Raw genomic sequence first — 18,501 nt, 5'->3', positions numbered from 1 at the left:
GTCAGACATCATATTTAAAATTCACATTTCCACCTTAATGGATGTGACAACGAGTCATAACCGCGCCAAAAAGGCCACGATCACCAATTCAAGAATGAGGCAAGTTATATGACGGTATCTGAAAAGGTTGGAATTGCTGGTGCAGGTTCTATCGCATTTGGAACAGCGGTTCTGCTTTGCGAAAATGGACATGATCCAATGCTTTGGTCGCCCTCCGGTGCTGGGACAGCGGATATTGCAGCGGGTAGTGCCCTGACAGCAAAAGGCGCAATCGAGGCGACACATAATGTCCGAGTAGCTTCTAGTGCTGAAAGTCTCGCGCGCGACAATGATACGCTGATTATTGCCCTACCCGGCTATGGACACAAAGCTATCATGGATGCGCTCGCAGATCATATTCGCCAAGATCAACACGTCATTGTATCTTCCCATGTGTCACTTGGCGCAATCTATTTAGGTAATTTGCTAAAAAAACGAGGTGTTAGCGCACCAATCACCGCCTGGGGCACCACTGTAGTCACGGGCCGCCGTCAGTCCGGCACCGAAGTACATGTTAACACCTTACGAAAGCTGGTGGATATCTGCACGGTCCCGGAAAGAAAATCTGCCAACGCACGAGATCTTTGCGAACGTCTATTCGGCGATCGATTTCAGCCACGTGATGGCCTGTTGGCCATTTCGCTGTCCAACCTCAATCCACAGAATCACATGGGTATCGCATTGGGCAATATGACCCGGATGGAACGCGGCGAAATTTGGAGCCAAGGTCAGAATGTGACACCTAATGTTGGGCGGCTATTGGAAGCACTGGACGCAGAACGGCAAGCGATTGCCGCTACGCTTGGCCTTGAAGTGAGAACAATATTTGAACATTTTCACCTGTCTTTCCATGTGCCAGTGGCCTCAATTTCTGAAATGAACCAACAGATGCACACTCTCGGAAATGGTGGCACTGGCCCAACGACCGCAGACAGCCGCTACGTGAAGGAGGACGTGCCATACGGGCTTGGTCTGACCGTGGTCTTGGGGGATATGGTCGGCTGCCCAGCCGAGCTTCACCGCGCTGGTATCCGCATTTTTTCAGCGATGTATGGTGTTGATTTCATGGCTGAGAACGAACTGCTCATCACCCTAACCCCTGACCAGTATTCCTTAGATGATCTTCAGCAGGCCGCCCGTACAGGTCTGCTGGAGCCAAGCAGCGCCTAGGACGCATAGAACTTGCCTCGTACGGTAATAAAAAATCGTAACCAACTTGGAGAAAAATAATGACCAACATAATTCTTAACCGCCGTAAATTTCTCGGCACCACCGCAGCAAGTGCCGCTGCCCTGGCCAGCCCAATCTATCTGCGCCGCGCCCACGCTCAAGGCGGCGAAGTTAACATTTGGACATATAACAATTTTGTCCCGGATGACTTCAAAGACCAATTTGAATCCGAAACTGGCATCAAAGTAAACGTGCGTCTGGTTGATGATCAGGGAAAGCAGTTCAATCTCCTTGCCGCCGAAGCCCCAAGCCCAACGGTCGACATCGTGACCGTTGCGGGCCACCGCTTTCTCCAGTTTATTGACAGTGACCTGCTGGCGCCCATGGACACAGACCGTCTGAACAATTGGGGCAATATCAACCCAACCTTCTCTGAAGGGGACTGGGCCACAATCCGGGGCGAAAAATGGGGTGCTCCGATCCTTTCTGGGATGGAAGTTCTAGCCTACAATACCGATTTAGTAAGCCAAGAAGAAGCCAATAGCTGGGACGTACTTTTCTCAGAACAATACCGCCAGCAGACCGCTTATATCCTTCAGGACATGTTTTCGGTACTAATGCTTAAGATGGGCTATGACGGCAATATGGTTGCTTACATGGACGATCCTGAAAGAGCTGCTGCGATCGTTGCAGAAGTCCAGCAATTCTTAATTGATAAAAAGCCATTGGTACGCAAGTACTATGATGGCGGTGCTGAGATTCAGCAGATGTTCGTCAATCAAGACATCGCTCTGGGCCACGCTTGGAATGGTCCAATTGCCCAATTGATTAAAGACGGCTTTCCTATCGAAATGACGGTTCCCGAGGAGGGTTCTTATGGCTTTGTCTATACATACAACATTGCTCAGAACGCCCCCAACGTTGACAACGCATATACCTTCCTCAATGCGATCCTTGCAAAACCCGAAATTGGTGCCGCAATGACTCAGGCATCAGGTTTTATCTCGACTTACAAGGATGCATCACAGCACCTCACTGAAATTGAAAAAAAGTCGACGTCTTTCACTGATGAAGAACTTTCACGACTTCAGTTTTTCCGCGCTGAGGCCAATGAGATGAAGTATCAGCTCGTCGATCCTGCGGTCGAAGCAGTTAAGGCAGCCTAAGCGCAGCCAGATATCACCCGCCCTATTATACTCAATGGGGCGGGCCGGATCTGTCGAGATTGAAAGGAAGAAAATGACTGCTTACTCAGCATCTGCACCTAAAAAGCCCGTTGTGAACGGCCAGACGAAACAAGGTGTAAAAGACCGCCCGTTCTGGGGACGACTTGTTTGCTGGGCTCCCTATCGGGCGCTCGTCGATGTAATATATGCATCACCGACCAGACAATTTATCATCCTTGCGGCTTTTCCCGTTCTCTGGGTGCTGACCCAGCATCTAGGTCCGATGCTGCAAATGGCAGTGGTCAGCTTGACAGATGCCTATCCAGTAGCGCCGAGCGTTGAGACCCATTTTACCTTTGACAACTACATGAAGTTCTTTGGTAACAGTATCTTCTGGATGCCTTTTTTCCGAACCCTCGCTTTTGGCGTGGCAATGACTTTTTGCACGCTACTTTTGACGTATCCGGTGGCCTACTTTTTAGCACGCCACGTTACGCGTAAGAACCAATTATTATTTTTGCTGATCCTTCTAATACCGTTCTGGGTCGGCGAAATTGTCCGTACTTATGCCATTATGATCCTGTTGGGTAATAACGGCGCCATCAATTTGATGCTGCAATCAATTGGCCTTATTGAACGTCCGATCCCGTTTATGTATACTGGGTTTTCGGTTGGGGTTGGCATTGTATACTTGACGGCGCTCTACATGCTGCTGCCGCTTTATTCCGCACTTGAGAAATTGCCTCCTAGTTTTAACGAAGCTGCGGCAGATTTAGGAGCAGGTGCCTGGACCCGTTTCCGACGCGTGACCTTGCCCTTGACACTCGAGGGTATCAGTTCAGGCTGTACGCTTGTATTTCTTATCTCAACGGGGTTTTACGCCACGCCAGTTTTGCTTGGTGGACCTTCCACCACGACCTTTGCCGAAACCATCGCTGGGTTCTTCCATGTTGCGGGCGACCAGTGGCCTACTGGGGCGGCATTTGCCACTATCATGTTCTTGACGGCACTGATCATGGCGGGCGCTTTCCAAAAATTTATCAGTAGCCTACGCAAGGGAGACGTAAATTGACCCGTTATTCACGCGTTTTTCTTTCCTGCGTTTATTGGGGCTTTGTTCTTTATATTTTTGTGCCTCTCATTTTGATGATTTTGATGGGTTTCAAAGATTCCAAATTTATTGGTTTTCCGATCCGCTCCTGGACGCTGGATTGGTACTTAGGAATCTTCGAAGATACCGAAGTCCTTTATGTATTTGGCTATTCTGCAGTCATCGCGGCGTTCTCTACCATCGTTGCTGTCATTGTCGGCACTTGGATTGCGGTACTTCTCAGCAACCGCGGCTTCTTTGGCAGGGCAGTAATATTTGGTCTGACAATTCTACCGGCACTCGTGCCAGGGGTGATTTCGGCCATTGCTTTCCGCATTTACGCCCGATTTTTAGGGATCGAACCGGGTATGTTCGCTATCATCTGGGCGCATGCGGTTCATAATGTTCCTTTCGTTGCCCTTATTGTCCTTGCACGTTTATCAACCCTGCCAAAAAGCTATGCCGAAGCAGCACGTGATCTTGGGGCCGATCCACTCGTGACCTTCCTGAGGGTGACATTGCCCTACCTGATGCCCGCTATCCTAGGTGCCAGCATCTTCTGTTTGCTGCTTAGCTTTGATGACTTCGTCCGCTCGTTCTTCCTGGGCGGCTACGAACCCACCTTGCCGGTGCTGATCTTTACGAAATTACGTTCGGGTATGTCCCCGGAAGTTAACGCTATTGCCACGGTTGCACTGGTCATGACCGCCATTATTGGCGTCTGGGCAGAACAGTTTACCCGCCGCATGAATAAGGAAAATAAATAATGTCCGTCCCTGACCCAATTATCCGTATCGAAAGTGTCTCAAAAAGCTTTGGCAAAGATTTAGCGCTTGAACATCTGGATCTCAGTCTTGCCCCAGGAGAATTCGTGACATTCCTCGGCCCATCCGGCTGCGGTAAATCGACGACCTTACGTATCCTGGGAGGCTTCGAGACGCCCAGCACCGGTAAAATTATCATCGAAAACCAAGACGTGACCGCGCTCCCACCCAACAAGCGCAACGTCAATATGGTTTTTCAGGATTATGCTTTGTTCCCGCATATGACAGTGCGTCAGAACATATCCTTTGGGTTAGAATTGAAAGGTATGGGCAAAGCCGATATCAAATTGAGGCTTGATGAAATCACGGCATTTCTGGAACTGGAAAGTTATGTCGACCGCTACCCTGCACAACTTTCGGGTGGTCAGCGTCAGCGCGTTGCACTCGCACGGGCCTTGGCCCCAGATCCGGCACTTCTATTGCTGGACGAACCGCTAAGCGCTCTGGACGCTAAGTTGCGCGGTCAAGTCCAGCAGGAGCTAAAATCAATCCAACGTCGTTCCAACAAGACATTTCTTTTTGTCACCCATGACCAAGAAGAAGCTCTGACCATGTCTGACCGTATTATTGTGATGAACAATGGACGTGTCGAACAGGACGGCACACCAGAAGAGTTGTACTTTCATCCCGCCAACCGCTTTGTTGCAGAATTTATTGGAGAAACGAACTTTATCTCAGGCGAGGTCCGTGGAGTTGAGGGCAGGAATCTCGTGCTGGAGTGGCATGGCCAAACTTTGCGCGGGCATGCCCCTTCTGCAAGCCTGCCAAAATCGGGCGAATTGGTTACGGCGTCGATTCGGCTGGAAAGGCTGAGCTTTCACACCAAACGACCTGCCACTGAAAATGTCGCTCAGGGTCGTGTCGTTGGCAAGACCTTCTTGGGCAGCCGCATGGCTATAGATCTTCAGGTCGAGGACACAAATGGCTGCACGCTCAAGGCATATGTCGATACGGCGATCGGGCAGGATATTGGCGATGATCTAGTTTGGCTTGGATGGGAAGCCGATCATATGGCAGTTCTGCGTGGCTGATCTGGTGTGATTAACTTGCTCCATCGCAAAAGGTTGTTTTGAGAAATTATGTCGCAAAGTCTGTGCGGTTGGGTGGGTTGCTCGAGCGTTGTAGTTGAAGGTTCTGCAGGGTCCGATGCAGGAGCGGATACGTGAGATTATCATGCGAACTTTTGTGCAGAAATGGGCGTCCATATTGTGAAAGGCATTCTGGGCCGCGACCATGTGCATATGTCCCTGTCGATCCCGCCAAAACTATCCCTGTCCAACGACATGCAACGCATCAAAGGTCGCCCGTCTCGCCGCATCCAGATGGAGTTCCCTGAGTTGCGAAAACGCTACTGGGGCAGGCGGTTTTGGGCCCGTGGGTATTTCTCTACAACCTCTGGAAATGTAACCGACCGCTGACGACATCATCAGGCAGTATCTGGAATTACATTCCTCTAAATGATGTGGACTTGTCACGCTTACGTTCCGGTCTCTGAACTCTTTTATGCGGCCTTTCGTTCAAATGCCAAGGGGCTTTTACCACCTAGCGACGAGTGCCTGCGCCTTGGATTATAAAATCCGTTGATATACTGGAATATAGCACCTTCTGCCTGACGGCGTGTATCCCATCGGTTACGCCAGATCAGCTCAGCCTTGATGGATTTAAAGAACGTCTCAACCATAGAGTTATCATAACAATTTCCCTTGCCGCTCATCGAGATCTTGAAGCCGTGCTTGGACAGGCGCTTCTGATACTCATTTGAGCAATATTGCGAACCACGATCCGTATGGTGAATGCAATCCTCCGGTGGTTGGCGCAAAGCAACGGCCATATCTAACGCCCGGATTGCCAGATCCTTCTTCATGCGGTTACTGACAGCCCAGCCGATGACGCGGCGAGAATACAGGTCAAGGATGACGGCAAGATACAGCCAGCCCTCACTTGTCCAGATGTAGCTGATGTCGCCAGCCCATTTCTGATTGGGGCCAGTCGCTGAGAAATCTTGATCCAACAGATTTGGTGCGATGTTGAACGTGTGGTTGCTGTCCGTTGTCGCCTTGTACTTCTGGGTTCTGATGATCTTGATGCCATTCTCGCCCATCAGACGTCCGACCCTACGATGGCCCACCTTCAATCCCAATTCTTGCAGTTCCTCGGTCATCCGAGGCCGCCCATAGCTTTGCAGGCTTAAGCGATGCTGTTCACGGATATGAGCTAGGATCACCATATCATCTCGTTGTCGCTGGCTCATCGGGCGAACCCGCCACGCGCGGAAACCACGTGATGTGACCCGCATAACGCGGCACAGAAACTCAACTGGCCATTCTTCTTTCCAGACGTCGATGAAAGCAAACCTCACCGGCTTTGGCCTGCAAAGAAGATCGCCGCCTTTTTTAACACTTCCCTCTCCTCGCGCAGCAGACGGACTTCCTTGCGAAGCCGCGTGTTCTCCTTCTCAACGTCTTGATGCGGTCCTGACATCAGGTCATCGTGTTGATGCTGTTGAACCCATTTGTTCAGCGTCGAAAGCCCAACCCCTAAATCTGATGAAAGTTGAGGCCGCGTTAACCCACTCGTCGTCGCCATGCGCACCGCATCACGCCGAAACTCATCTGTGTATCTCTTTGCCATTCTCTATCTCCTTCATAGCAAACATTGCTCGAAAGAGACGGGAACTAAACCGTGACAAGACCAGTGCGCAGGATCTCGTCGATAACACCGACATAATCATCAAGCGTTGGGCGACGTGGCGCTTCTGAACGGCGGTAACCAGGTGGCAGTGCATGACGCAGCATCTTCGCGATCGTCTTACGGTCCTTGTTAAAATATCGAGCCGCTTCTCGGGCTGACATACCGTCCTTCAAACAAGCGCGGCGCACACGATTATAAATATCCACAGAATACATCTCCCGCCCTCCGAATAAACGAAGGGCACAAACTGGCGGAATTTTACTCCGCTACAACTGCGCTATGTAGCAGCCGTTTCTGTGGCCCATTATTGCTGTGCGTTTTACATGAAGGTAAGTCGTCTTACGCTGATGCCGTCTTCGTTGTCAGACTAGCAGGCGACGCATCATCGCCGCAGCAATCAACAACAACAACCCTAACCACAACCCTACGAAATTTTCGTCTGTCGTACGTAACGGGATGCGAATTTCCCCTGTGTAGAAAAAGCCTAGGAAGGACCCAAACACTTCAAGCTTGCGCGTTTAATTCCGCCACAAAGGGCGGACCGCAGACCTTCGCTGCATTTGCGCGGGCTCTGGGACAATCTTGAGAAAGCTGCCGTTCATTTGGTGATCGAGCTCAAAAATGCTGCGCCCGATCTAATGGCGGCAGAGAGCCCAAACTGCATGATGCTGCAACCTGAACAAATGTTCGGCTTCACACTTCAGCTTGCTTCATTTGACGGCCTAATAGAGGACTGTTTTCTAACATGCGCTCGAAAGAAGACACTTCATGATCACTTCTCGTTCAACAACATCAGTTACTATTCTCGCAATACTAAGTTGCGCCGCGCTCCTGTTTGCAGGCAATGGGCTTTTCCAGACGTTGCTACCTATCCGTGGGACACAGGAAGGCTTTTCTAGCGCCCTGATAGGTTGGCTTGGCACCGCATATTTCGGTGGTTTCACAATAGGGTGCTTTCTCGGTCCCAAGATCATCATGAGTGTAGGACACGCCCGAACATTTGCCGGTATCACGGCGTTGTTGACGGCGACTTTCCTGGCCTTTCCTTTGTTCGTTGATCTTGCTTTTTGGGTTGTCCTTCGCATCGTGAGCGGTGCGTGTTTAGCGATGCTCTATATTGTTGTCGAAAGTTGGCTAAACGACAGCGTAAGTAATGCCAACAGAGGACGCACGCTGTCCATCTACATTATTGTTAGTAATATCGTCACCATGGTCGGACAGCTATTGGTCAATTCGTTTGATACATTGGATGCGACCTTGTTCATCTTGGTCGCCATCTTAATCTGTCTATCTATCGTGCCAATCAGTTTGACGCCAACACCTGCTCCATCTCCGGTACCATCGGCACGACTTGATCTAAAATCGCTTTACAGATTGTCGCCAGTTGGCGTTGTCGGTTGTTTACTTGCGGGTGTCGTCGAGGGGGCCTTCTGGTCGCTCGGCCCTGTTTTTGCGCAAGGTCGTGGCATGGAGACAGCTGATGTCGCGCTGTTGATGGCAGCGTATGTGTTGGGTGGAACTGTATCGCAATGGCCGTTGGGCTGGGCATCAGACCGGATTGATCGACGGGTCGTCATTTCAGTGGCGGCATTTGGAACGGTTATAACAGGTCTCATAATTGGCGTTGATATTGTCCCAGATGGTCTTGCTACCTTTGTTGTAGCTGGTTGCCACGGTGCATTGATGATCCCGATTTACGCTCTGTGTATTTCTCACGCAAACGACGTTGTCCCAAACGAGCGTATGGTGGAGACAAGCGGCGGCTTGCTGTTGTCATACTCGATCGGTGCAACTGCAGGCCCGATCACGGCATCATTATTTATGCGCGATAATCAGCCGGGTGGGCTCTTTATCTTTATTGGCGCTATCTTATGCTTGTTGGGCCTATTTATAATCTTTCGCTTACTGACTGAAAGACGCAAAAAACCGTTTGAAAAGCTACACTTTGCCCAGACATCAGCAGCGTCACCCGCGATATTTCCAACTGACGCTGATTTGCCATAGTGGCCAGTGAAGCAAACTCTCGTGCTGACCCCACGAAGTGGTGCTTTGTGCGCAGAGCTACGTTTCAGCCTTTAAATTGCTGCGCTCTGCACGAATGGTCGCAATGACGGGCTGCATCGCAGCATCGAAAATTGGTGGTAAAGGTCTGCAAAGGGCCGTTTGTGACGCTGTATAATTATGTTGATGGTCGCGATGCTGCGGAGCGGCTAGCATGATCGTGGCGATGCGGCTGACGGCTGCAGTGAAGCTAGATTTTACAAATCTATTTATAATTAGGGGAGTTACTCACCAAAGGCGACAATTTCGGTCCGATTAATGCTTCCGATTGCGTCTCGCAGCGTAGCGTCGGTCTCGTTCTGCTTTGCGCTCCGCTTCAAGCGTAACTGCTTGATCTGCAAGCTCCGTTTTCAACGCTACATCTCGCAACGAGGCTTGCTCTGCCTCTCGCTTGGCATCCTCAGATTTCTGTCGCTCGAGAGCTTCGTTCTCCTGATGCAGCTTTGTTGCTTTGGCCTTTCGTTTTGCTTCGCGGGTGGCGGCCAGTTCAGCTTTTTGCGCGCGTTCGGCCAGTCTCTCTGGGTTAACAGCTGCGGCACGGAAACGCTCTAGCTTATTTTGTTTGGCTTCAGAGGCGGTCCTGAGGCGGTCGGGAAAACGATCTTGTTTGGAGTTATTCATATATGTTTTGACTCACATTTGTGTTGTGGAGGGATCATTGGGCTTGCACGCCCTTATCGATGCGGCAACTAATTGCGCTGTTTTCGTTTAAATTTTAAGTTCGTCCTGCCGAAACACAAAATCAGTTGACGCAATGAATCAATAGCTTGCTCATTATGCTCGATTGGCATGACGCCGGTTCGATTCAAAAAAATATTACGTGAACGGCCTGCAAATAGCTTGAACCCCTGTATGGGGTTTAAAAAGCGGGCGCATCGTCTCCGATCCGCCCGCAAATATCTGTCAGCGTGATCCCATGTCGGGAGCAGCCTCAAGCCAATACGATATTAGCTGCGCTTTCGCGGCCATCGCGGCCAGACTCGATATCGAAAGTAACTTTTTGGTCATCATTCAAACCGGTTAGACCTGCTTGCTCAACGGCAGAGATGTGGACGAACACATCCTTGGAGCCGCCTTCAGGAGCAATAAACCCAAAACCTTTTGTAGAATTAAACCATTTTACGGTGCCATTGGCCATCGTATGTCTCCGTTTGTGCTGCCCGCGGAATACGGCAGGTCGGCTATGTTAGTGCTAGATCGGGACACTGAGCCGTAAGGAGCAGATGATCGAAAGAGGTAACTTAGCTGGGTTCGAGTAGACCCTCACGCCCAACTGAGCAAGTCTTATTCTCTTTGTCTCAGTCAACTATATCGTACAATCGCGCAATATACGTCCTAAAATACTTTGCGCATTTATTGCATTTAGCACCGTCGGCACGATGACACAAACAAGACCCCTCGCGCGAGGTAGTCGGTAGACAAAACAACGTACAACAACAGACGGCACTGTGTGAATTCAGGCATCACGCGATTTCGCGGGTGCAGCGAAGGTCTGCAATGACGGGCCGCACTGCGGCATCTTGAAGATGGGGTGAAAGTCCGGTTTGGGCGGCGGTTTCAACAACACTACGCGACGATGTAGGTGCCTCCTGCGCAGCACATGAAAATCTCGCCGCATCGCATCCGTCAAAATGCCAAAATCGCCAGTTATGACCTCCTCCCCCGCCTCACAAAAAACTCTGCGTGCAGGCGCTTGTGGCTGCGGCATTTGCGGCATTTGCGGCAAAGACCCTCGCAAGGGTCCTTGCGCAGATGCACGACCGCTTTCAGGCACGACAATCAGGAGGATTTCCATCGCGTTTTCAAAGCATGCCCAGACGCCTGTAGTAGCAGCCCCATTCATGCTATCACCCCAGGACGCACGACACGCCAAAACGTCTGACTATTGGACCCACCGATCACCTGTATCCCAGTCCCACGCACTAGCCAGCCATGCTCCACGAGCTTTTTGGTACAGATATCTAAAGTGTTCCCATCACGCAGATGACCTGGGCCCCTTGTCATCATGGTGCGCTTGTTGATGAACTCTCCTGTCCATCGGTTGACCAACCACAGCCTCAGCTCTTCGGCCGCGCAAAGTTCTTCGTTGGGGCGACCAGTATCCATGATGCGTATCATCTCTGACAGATACCAATCCATCAAAGCTATCCCATTCGACATCATTTCTTCGGTGATCTCGGACGCATGCTCGTCTGCATAAAGCGTCAGCACGCCCGCAAGCCTCGCGGCCATTTCTGGCGCCTTTGCCGCGAAGCCCGTCATGTATTCAAATGCCTCACCCTTGTTTGAGGCGTATTCCACGCGATTGTAAAACGCTTCAAGTTTTGCACGCGCCTGATCGGATAGATTCAACTGGCGAGGGTCTAGGTCCGCCCGTGTCTCGGGATGAATAGGCAGTTCAAGGTTGTGAAGCTCTTTAATGCGCTGATTGTAAGCAAGCAGCACGACCTTCGCTTCGCGTTTTGCTGCAATGTACACTGGGTCTTTACTGATTTTGCGCGATCCAATCTTACTGTCGGGCCAAGCGATAAGCACCCGAGACAGGAACCCCTGGTCCTTCATCATCGGGTCCCCAACGACATCCTGGGCCACACCTGGCTGTACCATCAAATGCAGTGTCACCCGCTTCCCGTAAAGCACCACTGGTTCAGACGATGCTCGGCTTTTGCTGAATATTGCACCATCCCAAAGCTTACAAAATCCCGCAACTGTTTTGAGCGCATTTTCCCGCTTCATACTATGGCCACCGAAGAACTGGCCACCCTCATCGCTAATAACCGCAATGGACGGCGTTCCCGTTTCTAATCGGCGATGTAGCCCTTCGATGGTCGGATCACTTATCAAGATGGTGGGAACGAGCGGTGGTTCAGGAGCCAAATCAGCGTTTGGATCATTGATACCTCCTTCGATGACGTCAAAGTCACTACTGGTCTTACGTCGCAGACCTTTCTGGAACGCCGCCAGTTTGGCTTCAAAAAGGCGTTTGCTACGGCGGTACTGACGTTCCCGCTCCTGATCAACCTCCTTGATTGCGGCTGTCGCCAACCCGTCACAGGCTGATTTGCGCTCTCCAGATTGCGCAACCGTGATTAAGAATACACATAGGGGCACACCCCCTTGAAGGGCTTCCACGTTTACAAGCCCCTGCGTCGCGGTACTAGCCACAGCAAACACACTTTGCATCGCGATGGCATCCGGTGCCTGCGTCAGCGTCAAGATAGCCTTGATGGGCTCAGCCAACGGACCAAGCGCCTGCCACGGAATTGGCGCGGCTCCTCTTAACTCACCGTGCAGTGGGATAGGATCAGATTGGTTAGGTGAAGACATAGCTTCCCCCTGTGCATAACTTGTAAGTTTGCATTATTTAGCTCCAGTATTTTTTGATGTGCCAGTATTCTGACGGTCAGAATTGGAAAGACAGATACGGAGTGTAAATTAGGGCGGCCTGTAGATGGTCCCCCAATGCTTGACAGCGCTAGGTTTCAAAGTTGCTATGTGAAGCAACTGCAAGTGCACGCCGTTTGCGAGAAACGTAAGGCACGCCATTATTGAGATAGCTTTTTGGATCTCGAGTTCGGCCCACCAGACAGAGACATTTTTCATTGCCTTGTCTCCCGCGTATTCTCGGCAATCCAGCCCCGGATATCCTTGACGGTGTACCGCACCAGGCTTCCGATACGGACGAACTTTGGACCGTTGCGTCGCGCAACTGCGAGTTCCAAGAACCGCCTCGATATCCCAAAACGCTGTTCTACTTCGACACGGCTTAACAACCGGTCAGGTTCGTCTCGTAACGTCATCGTCTTACCTCGCTAAATATTGAGGTGAGATTCGGATAATTGGGAGATGCTTAATAGAGGGCTAGTTTTCGCGACAAGTCTGCGATGATTATTTAATCATCTAAATCAATTACTTATGTTAAGTATTTTTCCTTCGCCCACGACCTCGCCAATTTGATAACGGAGCCTCTTCCCAAACTTCATCTCGGACTTTTGTGGTTTTCATTCCAAACTTGGTCTCTAGCAAAGTCCGAACTTCAACCTTGGTCAGGAATTCCAAAGGCCATTCCATACGTCGATACTCCGCGTAAAGCCAACGGAGCGCTTCAGCCTTTCTTTTGCGATCCGCCCGTTCCAAAACATCCATCTTTTTCAGGTTCCAAGCTTCTGGCAAGTCACAGGTCAGCAGGAACCGAGACTTCACATGGCCCCTTAACCCAGACTTTGTATCCCAACGGCTAGGCACCTGAAGCTGTGGTCCTGGGGCTTCTTCAAGAACACAAATTGCGCGACCTTCCTTCAGGCAGCGCAATGTCAGCGTTGTGATTGCAGAGTCCATCGCATCAAGCTCAACGAAAAATCGCGCCCAATCACTCGATATCTGAGCATAGCAGTGCAGAGTTGGCCTTCCTGTAACATATTCGTTGCTAGCCTTAGAACGCACGAACACCAGCTCCTGCTCGATCCGGTACTCATCTGTCAGAAGAACAGGTGAGTCATTGGTCCAAGACAAGTCTGTGCGGGCCGCCATGAGCTTTTTGAAACCTATGACCGTGTCCAGCGCGCTCTGGCTGCCGACTGGGATCTTTTTCAAAATCTCATTCTTGGCTTGGCGAAACCCATTGATCCAGTTCAACGGATGTCCGTCAGCGATTGATCTGAGGCGCATCCCATTGAACAGACCGTCTTCGAGTTGCTGCAGTCGTTTTCCGACATCATAGCGTGGACCAACTTCCTCAACGATCTCAAATGCAGACAGCAACTCAGCCAAGTCATGCAATGGCGGTGAGGTGTCTCGAGAAATCTTCCAATCAAATGACCTATCAACCATGGTCGCCCCTTAATCAAACTCGTCGCAGCCATCCTGCATGGCCAGGCGCAACGCATCAAGTGCCGGTCAAATTAAGCGCTGTCCCGTTTCAAAGAGCCGCTTGAAAAGCGTAAAATTTCAGAACGGTTCAAGGAGATCGCATAAATCGTGCCAGTTGGCCAAATCCCTAGCGGATGGTGGAACCTTATGGTCAAAAATCCTCCACGATCTGCTCAGGCCACTCAGCGTATCTCTTCTTAAGTTACAGCGACACGATCTGTTTGGCGTATTGGGTAGTTTGAGGCCACTGCCACTGTTGGACTGATGGTGCTGGACAACTCTTGCACAGGCGCGCCGATCTCGTGCAGCCTCAGAGCGAAATTTTTCCATTGGTTCTGAAAAGTGTTTGGCGTCAGAATGATTTAGATTATTACTTAAGGAGAGAAAACGAATGCTCCATACACTCGGACTGCTCTTGGGCTGTCAGCTTTTGGGAGAAGTGACTGCGCGGGGCTTTGGCCTCCCAATGCCAGGCCCGGTTCTGGGTCTTGCCCTGCTCGTGCTGATACTCGCCACAATGCCCACACTCGCAAAACGGCTAAGGCCGACCACCACAGTCATCTTGGCGAACCTGTCTTTCCTATTCGTGCCTGCGGGTGTCGGAGTGATTGGCAACTTCGAGGTTTTGTCGGCAGACGGGATTGCACTGCTGGCTATCCTGACCCTTTCGACGGTGCTCTCCATGCTGGCTGCTGTTGGAACGTTCATTGGCGTTCGGCACGCAACCGAAAGCTGGGCCCCATGACAGACGTCGCAAGCCTTTGGAGCTACCTGGCAACCTCACCGCTGATTTGGCTCACCACTACGATCCTCGCCTATCTGGTCGCAGATGGGGTGGCGCGGCAGTTGGGCAACCCACCCTGGGCCAATCCCGTGCTTCTGTCGGTCCTCTTGATTGCACCAGTGCTCTGGCTGACACAGACAGACTACACGACCTATTTCGAGGGTGCCCAATTCGTCCACTTCCTGCTTGGTCCTGCGACGGTGGCGTTGGCTTTACCGCTTTGGGATAATCGAGACACAATCCGGACCTCGGTAGCGCCGATCGTGCTGGCTTTGCTCACAGGCTCGATCGTCGCGGCAGGCTCGGCCATTATACTGGCGCGTGCCTTTGGTCTGCCGATGGAGGTCCTGCTGTCATTGGCGCCAAAATCTACTACTGCGCCCGTGGCTCTCGGCATCTCTGAAGCAATTGGAGGGATTCCGGCGCTGACAGCAGTGTTGGTCATTATGACGGGGATCATCGGGGCTGTGACGGTCACACCTTTGATGAATTTACTGCGGATAACCGACTGGCGGGCGCGAGGTTTTGCCGTCGGTGTTGCCGCACATGGAATTGGGACGGCCCGCGCATTTCAGGTAAACCCTCTGGCAGGGGCCTATGCTGGCATCGCCATGGCACTGAACGCTCTGCTGACAAGCCTGATCGTACCACTGTTGGTGCGCTGGCTGGTTTGAAAGCCTTACAACTCAGTACTCGAACAGGACATGCGGCGACGCAGCATAATCTTGCCGGAAGCCCCTACTGCCAGATCGACGTGAACGGCCCATTGCCGACATTGGCTGGTCGTTGGGCATGCTGCGGTGCGGCCCGTTAGAGCGGACTTTCGCCGCGTCTGCAAAGTAACGTGACCAGTGAAACGTTCTGAAGGGTACTTTCTTTCGCTCACTCAAACTGACAAGCTCGAACCATGTCAAAAAAGACTTTGAACACAGATAACCTTGAAGCTCTTGGTGCGAAAAAATTGGCGGACCTCTTGATTGAGGTGAGCACCGGTAGTGCGGACATCAAACGTCGTCTGCGATTGGAATTAAGCCACAATCTGGGTGCGTCAGAGCTTGTGCATGCAATCCGGAAACGCCTTGTGACATTGCGAAAATCGAGCAGTTTTGTAGGCTGGCGCAAACGTAAAGCTCTGATCAAAGATATTGATACACAAGTCGTAATGATCGTTGAAAAAATCGCGCCAGAGGACCCATCGTCGGCGTTTGAGTTGCTTTGGCAATTTATCGAGATTGCCCCATCTATCTATGAACGCGTTGACGATAGCCGGGGCGATGTTGGCGATGTTTTCCGATCCGCTATTTTGCATTTTGAAGCTATCGCACCTTTGGCGTTGTTGAGCGTTGAGGCTCTGGCTGCGCGGGTTTGGAATGTCATCCAAGACAACGGGTACGGGGAATGGGACGGGATCATTGCAATTCTCTCGGACACGCTCGGGGCAACCGGCTTAGATCAGCTAAGGCAGCACGTCGAAGATTTCGCGGCTCAGCCCATTGATGTTGAAGCCGAACAGCACGATGCAATCTTGTTCCTGCGGGAGTTGCGCGGGGGTCATGCTGATTATGCCGCTGAGCGTAAAGAACGGTTCGTTCAGTCCTGCCTTCAGGAAATCGCAGCGGCGGCAGGCGATACGCACGCCTATGTCGCGCAATACACGCCAGAGGATTTGAGACGCAAAGATATCGCTGCCGAGGTGGCACTGCTATTTATAAAAGAAGGCCGCACTGATGACGCATTGACGCTTTTGGATGATGTGGAACAAGACGGGCGCGACTTTGGGCAAGAGGCGTGGAACCACAGTTACCTCGCTACTCTCGAAGCATTGGGGCGTACCAAAGATGCGCAAGCACACCGCTGGTCTTGCTTTATAAAGACGCTCGATCAACCTCATTTGCGTACTTATATTAAAGTTCTTCCCGACTTTGAGGATGTTGAGGCAGAAGAAAAGGCAAGAGCACACGTTCTGGGCTATCCGAGCTTTTCCACAGCATTGTCCTTTTTTCTAGAATGGCCCGACTTGCTGTCTGCTGCCCAACTGATTGAAAACCGATCGGATGAGATCGACGGTAATCGCTATGATATATTGACGCCTGCTGCCGAAGCTCTGCGAGAACGCCACCCGCTCCCAGCGGTTCTGTTGTGGCGTGCGATGATCGACTATGCCTTAGGTGAGGGACGTTCGTCACGCTACGGTCATGCGGCGGATCATCTGATAGACTGTTCAGCCCTTGAAGATGCCATCCAGGACTATGGCACATTCCAATCCCACGCCGACTATTTTGAAACGCTCCGCATGGCTCATGATCGTAAAACGTCGTTTTGGGCCAAATTAAAATAGGTGTAGACCAAACCATCAACGCGAACGGCCCTTAACGAAAATTGACTGTGACGAGTTCCGCCGCGCTGTGGCATCCCCATAGTGCCAGACGTCAAACGCCTTCTCGATTCATTTTGAAAATGGCATTGAAATGACATGACATGACATGACAAGGATTTGATGAATGCCTTGTTTCAGCCAACGAGGTCTTCGTCAATTTTGGTCCGCCGTGCCTCTATGACCTCATCGTACTTGTCTGGGGCTCTGCTGCACCAGTTAAGCTTATGCAGGCAGTGCTGCAATATGCGCACCTCCTGCTGAATGTCTGCTTTCGTTGTCGAGGTGTGTTGCTTTCGCTACTGCAGCGAATGACTACTCCCCGCCCTTCATGACAAAATATGAGTGTCGCAGCATCAGTCACTCCAGTCTCGAAGTCGACCTTTGCGGCATTTCGCACAAGGGTCCACTTAGGTCTTCACAGCGGGCATCTGGATAATGCACAGCGAACGGCGGCTGTGATCCCAAACTATCAATTGCTACCCATGCCACATTTTGATGTGCCCAGTTGTTTGACGCTGGCACCCTTCGTTTCTGACCGTCTCAGTTGTCGATGCGGCTCAGAATTTCGTTGCACGCAATCTCCATCGACGGACGCAATGCATCCAAGGACGGTCGTGTATATCTCTGTCCCGTGATCGACAGCGGCGTATGATTGAGCAGTCGTCCTACAATTTCTTCCAGCACACCTGCTTCCATCGCAACTGTCGCGAATGTCCGGCGATGCATATGTGGATTATACTTGAGCCTTTCTGGCCTTGTGATGTGGCCTGACTCTGACTTTGGCGACGGAAACACCCAATCTCTACTCAGGGGACGAAGCGGTGCCAAGATCTCATGGTGCAGTTGCGAAATTGGAAGATCAAAACTACGGCCATTCTTCGTCATTGGCAGATGAATCCGGTCTTCCTGTATCTGCTCCCACTTCAAGGTGAACACCTCGGTCTTGCGCAGGCCGGTAAACAAAATCAGCTCGTAGAATATGCGATGGATTGGGTTGGGCAGATCATCAATCGTCTTCCGCCAGTGCTTCAGGTCCTCAATAATCCGCCCGTCCGGCTTATCTTCAAACCATTCAATCGCCATCGTCGGACATTCCGGTAAATCACCAGTCCGGCGGGCATGGTTGTAGATGGTGCGAAAGCTGCGAAGCACATGATTGGCTGCTGACGGCGATCCAGCCATGTCATGATGACGGCGCACTGTCATCGCTTTGCTGATCTCGTCGAGCGGCAGGCGCATCCAGTCTTTCAGATGCAGCGTAAGCTGGGCGCGCATCCCGATCTTTTTGGTCTCAGAACGAAGCTTGGGGCGTGCAAGTCATGAACCGGCCCGGCTTTACCGGAGGGCATGTCAATCGCAGCGCAATAAGGGACCTAATACGCGGGGTAAAAAGGGTCCACTGCGTTTGGTGTTTTGCGGCGCTTTGGCGG

16 protein-coding genes and 2 pseudogenes are annotated in these 18,501 nt (G+C 51.4%); 10 read left to right on the top strand and 8 right to left on the bottom strand.

Annotated features, from left to right (window positions below):
- The first annotated feature begins 108 nt into the window (after nt 1-108).
- The 6 genes and pseudogenes from OAN307_RS09110 to tnpA form a co-directional block, all read left to right on the top strand.
- The gene (locus tag OAN307_RS09110; protein WP_015499487.1) at nt 109-1,209 is read left to right on the top strand and encodes an NAD/NADP-dependent octopine/nopaline dehydrogenase family protein; all 1,101 of its coding nucleotides are present in this window, start codon (nt 109-111) and stop codon (nt 1,207-1,209) included.
- Between the two features lie 59 nt (nt 1,210-1,268).
- Complete coding sequence (locus tag OAN307_RS09105) at nt 1,269-2,375, top strand: ABC transporter substrate-binding protein (protein WP_015499486.1); 1,107 nt, start codon at nt 1,269-1,271, stop codon at nt 2,373-2,375.
- A 73-nt stretch (nt 2,376-2,448) separates the two neighbouring features.
- The gene (locus OAN307_RS09100) at nt 2,449-3,447 is read left to right on the top strand and encodes an ABC transporter permease (RefSeq protein ID WP_015499485.1); all 999 of its coding nucleotides are present in this window, start codon (nt 2,449-2,451) and stop codon (nt 3,445-3,447) included.
- On the top strand, nt 3,444-4,232 hold the full coding sequence (locus tag OAN307_RS09095; RefSeq protein WP_015499484.1) for an ABC transporter permease: 789 nt from the start codon (nt 3,444-3,446) through the stop codon (nt 4,230-4,232). The genes OAN307_RS09100 and OAN307_RS09095 overlap by 4 nt, the downstream gene beginning before the upstream one ends.
- A complete protein-coding gene (locus OAN307_RS09090; RefSeq protein WP_015499483.1) occupies nt 4,232-5,320 on the top strand; it encodes an ABC transporter ATP-binding protein in 1,089 nt (362 codons plus the stop codon). Before OAN307_RS09095 ends, OAN307_RS09090 begins: the two co-directional genes overlap by 1 nt.
- Before the next feature lie 97 nt (nt 5,321-5,417).
- A pseudogene (tnpA, locus tag OAN307_RS09085) lies at nt 5,418-5,750 on the top strand (IS200/IS605 family transposase); the annotation flags it as partial.
- Nucleotides 5,751-5,790: 40 nt separating this feature from the next.
- Here tnpA and OAN307_RS09080 read toward each other — a convergent pair.
- Nucleotides 5,791-6,920 (bottom strand): IS3 family transposase gene (locus OAN307_RS09080; protein WP_085982882.1). Its coding sequence is split into 2 segments (ribosomal slippage): nt 5,791-6,686 and nt 6,686-6,920, totalling 1,131 coding nucleotides; the frame shifts between segments, so codons are not numbered across the junction.
- Nucleotides 6,921-6,964: 44 nt separating this feature from the next.
- Entirely contained in the window at nt 6,965-7,195 is a 231-nt protein-coding gene (locus OAN307_RS31225; RefSeq protein ID WP_083902940.1) for a hypothetical protein, read from the bottom strand.
- A gap of 553 nt (nt 7,196-7,748) precedes the next feature.
- Between OAN307_RS31225 and OAN307_RS09065 the strand changes: the two genes are divergently transcribed.
- Entirely contained in the window at nt 7,749-8,984 is a 1,236-nt protein-coding gene (locus tag OAN307_RS09065; RefSeq protein WP_015499480.1) for an MFS transporter, read from the top strand.
- A 312-nt stretch (nt 8,985-9,296) separates the two neighbouring features.
- Here OAN307_RS09065 and OAN307_RS09060 read toward each other — a convergent pair whose 3' ends face one another.
- The 5 genes from OAN307_RS09060 to OAN307_RS09035 form a co-directional block, all read right to left on the bottom strand.
- The gene (locus OAN307_RS09060; RefSeq protein WP_015499479.1) at nt 9,297-9,662 is read right to left on the bottom strand and encodes a DUF6481 family protein; all 366 of its coding nucleotides are present in this window, start codon (nt 9,660-9,662) and stop codon (nt 9,297-9,299) included.
- 310 nt (nt 9,663-9,972) lie between these two features.
- Nucleotides 9,973-10,179, bottom strand: a complete 207-nt coding sequence (locus OAN307_RS09055) for a cold-shock protein (RefSeq protein WP_015499478.1) — start codon at nt 10,177-10,179, stop codon at nt 9,973-9,975.
- 318 nt (nt 10,180-10,497) lie between these two features.
- A complete protein-coding gene (locus tag OAN307_RS09050; RefSeq protein WP_144055546.1) occupies nt 10,498-10,836 on the bottom strand; it encodes a hypothetical protein in 339 nt (112 codons plus the stop codon).
- Between the two features lie 44 nt (nt 10,837-10,880).
- Nucleotides 10,881-12,368: a YfjI family protein gene (locus tag OAN307_RS09045; protein ID WP_015499476.1), complete on the bottom strand. Its 1,488-nt coding sequence runs from the start codon at nt 12,366-12,368 to the stop codon at nt 10,881-10,883.
- A 591-nt stretch (nt 12,369-12,959) separates the two neighbouring features.
- Nucleotides 12,960-13,871, bottom strand: a complete 912-nt coding sequence (locus tag OAN307_RS09035; RefSeq protein ID WP_015499475.1) for a hypothetical protein — start codon at nt 13,869-13,871, stop codon at nt 12,960-12,962.
- 430 nt (nt 13,872-14,301) lie between these two features.
- Between OAN307_RS09035 and OAN307_RS09030 the strand changes: the two genes are divergently transcribed.
- From OAN307_RS09030 to OAN307_RS09020, 3 genes are all read left to right on the top strand, one after another.
- Nucleotides 14,302-14,655, top strand: coding sequence for a CidA/LrgA family protein (locus OAN307_RS09030; RefSeq protein ID WP_044043468.1), 354 nt, complete (start codon nt 14,302-14,304; stop codon nt 14,653-14,655).
- On the top strand, nt 14,652-15,368 hold the full coding sequence (locus OAN307_RS09025; protein ID WP_015499474.1) for an LrgB family protein: 717 nt from the start codon (nt 14,652-14,654) through the stop codon (nt 15,366-15,368). The genes OAN307_RS09030 and OAN307_RS09025 overlap by 4 nt, the downstream gene beginning before the upstream one ends.
- A gap of 233 nt (nt 15,369-15,601) precedes the next feature.
- Nucleotides 15,602-17,032, top strand: a complete 1,431-nt coding sequence (locus OAN307_RS09020; RefSeq protein WP_015499473.1) for a DUF6880 family protein — start codon at nt 15,602-15,604, stop codon at nt 17,030-17,032.
- A 579-nt stretch (nt 17,033-17,611) separates the two neighbouring features.
- Here the strand turns inward: OAN307_RS09020 and OAN307_RS09015 are convergent.
- Nucleotides 17,612-18,388: pseudogene (locus OAN307_RS09015) on the bottom strand (tyrosine-type recombinase/integrase); the annotation flags it as partial.
- Nucleotides 18,389-18,501: the final 113 nt, after the last annotated feature.

This window comes from Octadecabacter antarcticus 307, assembly GCF_000155675.2.
GTDB lineage: Bacteria > Pseudomonadota > Alphaproteobacteria > Rhodobacterales > Rhodobacteraceae > Octadecabacter > Octadecabacter antarcticus.
Note: the sequence above shows the minus strand (reverse complement) of the source record. Positions and strands in the feature narration are given on the sequence as shown.

What these genes read in the sequence shown, in the direction of transcription:
- OAN307_RS09110 (WP_015499487.1), top strand. Translation starts at nt 109, where the DNA reads ATGACGGTATCTGAAAAGGTTGGAATTGCTGGTGCAGGTTCTATCGCA.
- OAN307_RS09105 (WP_015499486.1), top strand. Translation starts at nt 1,269, where the DNA reads ATGACCAACATAATTCTTAACCGCCGTAAATTTCTCGGCACCACCGCA.
- OAN307_RS09100 (WP_015499485.1), top strand. Translation starts at nt 2,449, where the DNA reads ATGACTGCTTACTCAGCATCTGCACCTAAAAAGCCCGTTGTGAACGGC.
- OAN307_RS09090 (WP_015499483.1), top strand. Translation starts at nt 4,232, where the DNA reads ATGTCCGTCCCTGACCCAATTATCCGTATCGAAAGTGTCTCAAAAAGC.
- OAN307_RS31225 (WP_083902940.1), bottom strand. Translation starts at nt 7,195, where the DNA reads ATGTATTCTGTGGATATTTATAATCGTGTGCGCCGCGCTTGTTTGAAG.
- OAN307_RS09065 (WP_015499480.1), top strand. Translation starts at nt 7,749, where the DNA reads ATGATCACTTCTCGTTCAACAACATCAGTTACTATTCTCGCAATACTA.
- OAN307_RS09060 (WP_015499479.1), bottom strand. Translation starts at nt 9,662, where the DNA reads ATGAATAACTCCAAACAAGATCGTTTTCCCGACCGCCTCAGGACCGCC.
- OAN307_RS09055 (WP_015499478.1), bottom strand. Translation starts at nt 10,179, where the DNA reads ATGGCCAATGGCACCGTAAAATGGTTTAATTCTACAAAAGGTTTTGGG.
- OAN307_RS09050 (WP_144055546.1), bottom strand. Translation starts at nt 10,836, where the DNA reads ATGGAAATCCTCCTGATTGTCGTGCCTGAAAGCGGTCGTGCATCTGCG.
- OAN307_RS09045 (WP_015499476.1), bottom strand. Translation starts at nt 12,368, where the DNA reads ATGTCTTCACCTAACCAATCTGATCCTATCCCACTGCACGGTGAGTTA.
- OAN307_RS09035 (WP_015499475.1), bottom strand. Translation starts at nt 13,871, where the DNA reads ATGGTTGATAGGTCATTTGATTGGAAGATTTCTCGAGACACCTCACCG.
- OAN307_RS09030 (WP_044043468.1), top strand. Translation starts at nt 14,302, where the DNA reads ATGCTCCATACACTCGGACTGCTCTTGGGCTGTCAGCTTTTGGGAGAA.
- OAN307_RS09025 (WP_015499474.1), top strand. Translation starts at nt 14,652, where the DNA reads ATGACAGACGTCGCAAGCCTTTGGAGCTACCTGGCAACCTCACCGCTG.
- OAN307_RS09020 (WP_015499473.1), top strand. Translation starts at nt 15,602, where the DNA reads ATGTCAAAAAAGACTTTGAACACAGATAACCTTGAAGCTCTTGGTGCG.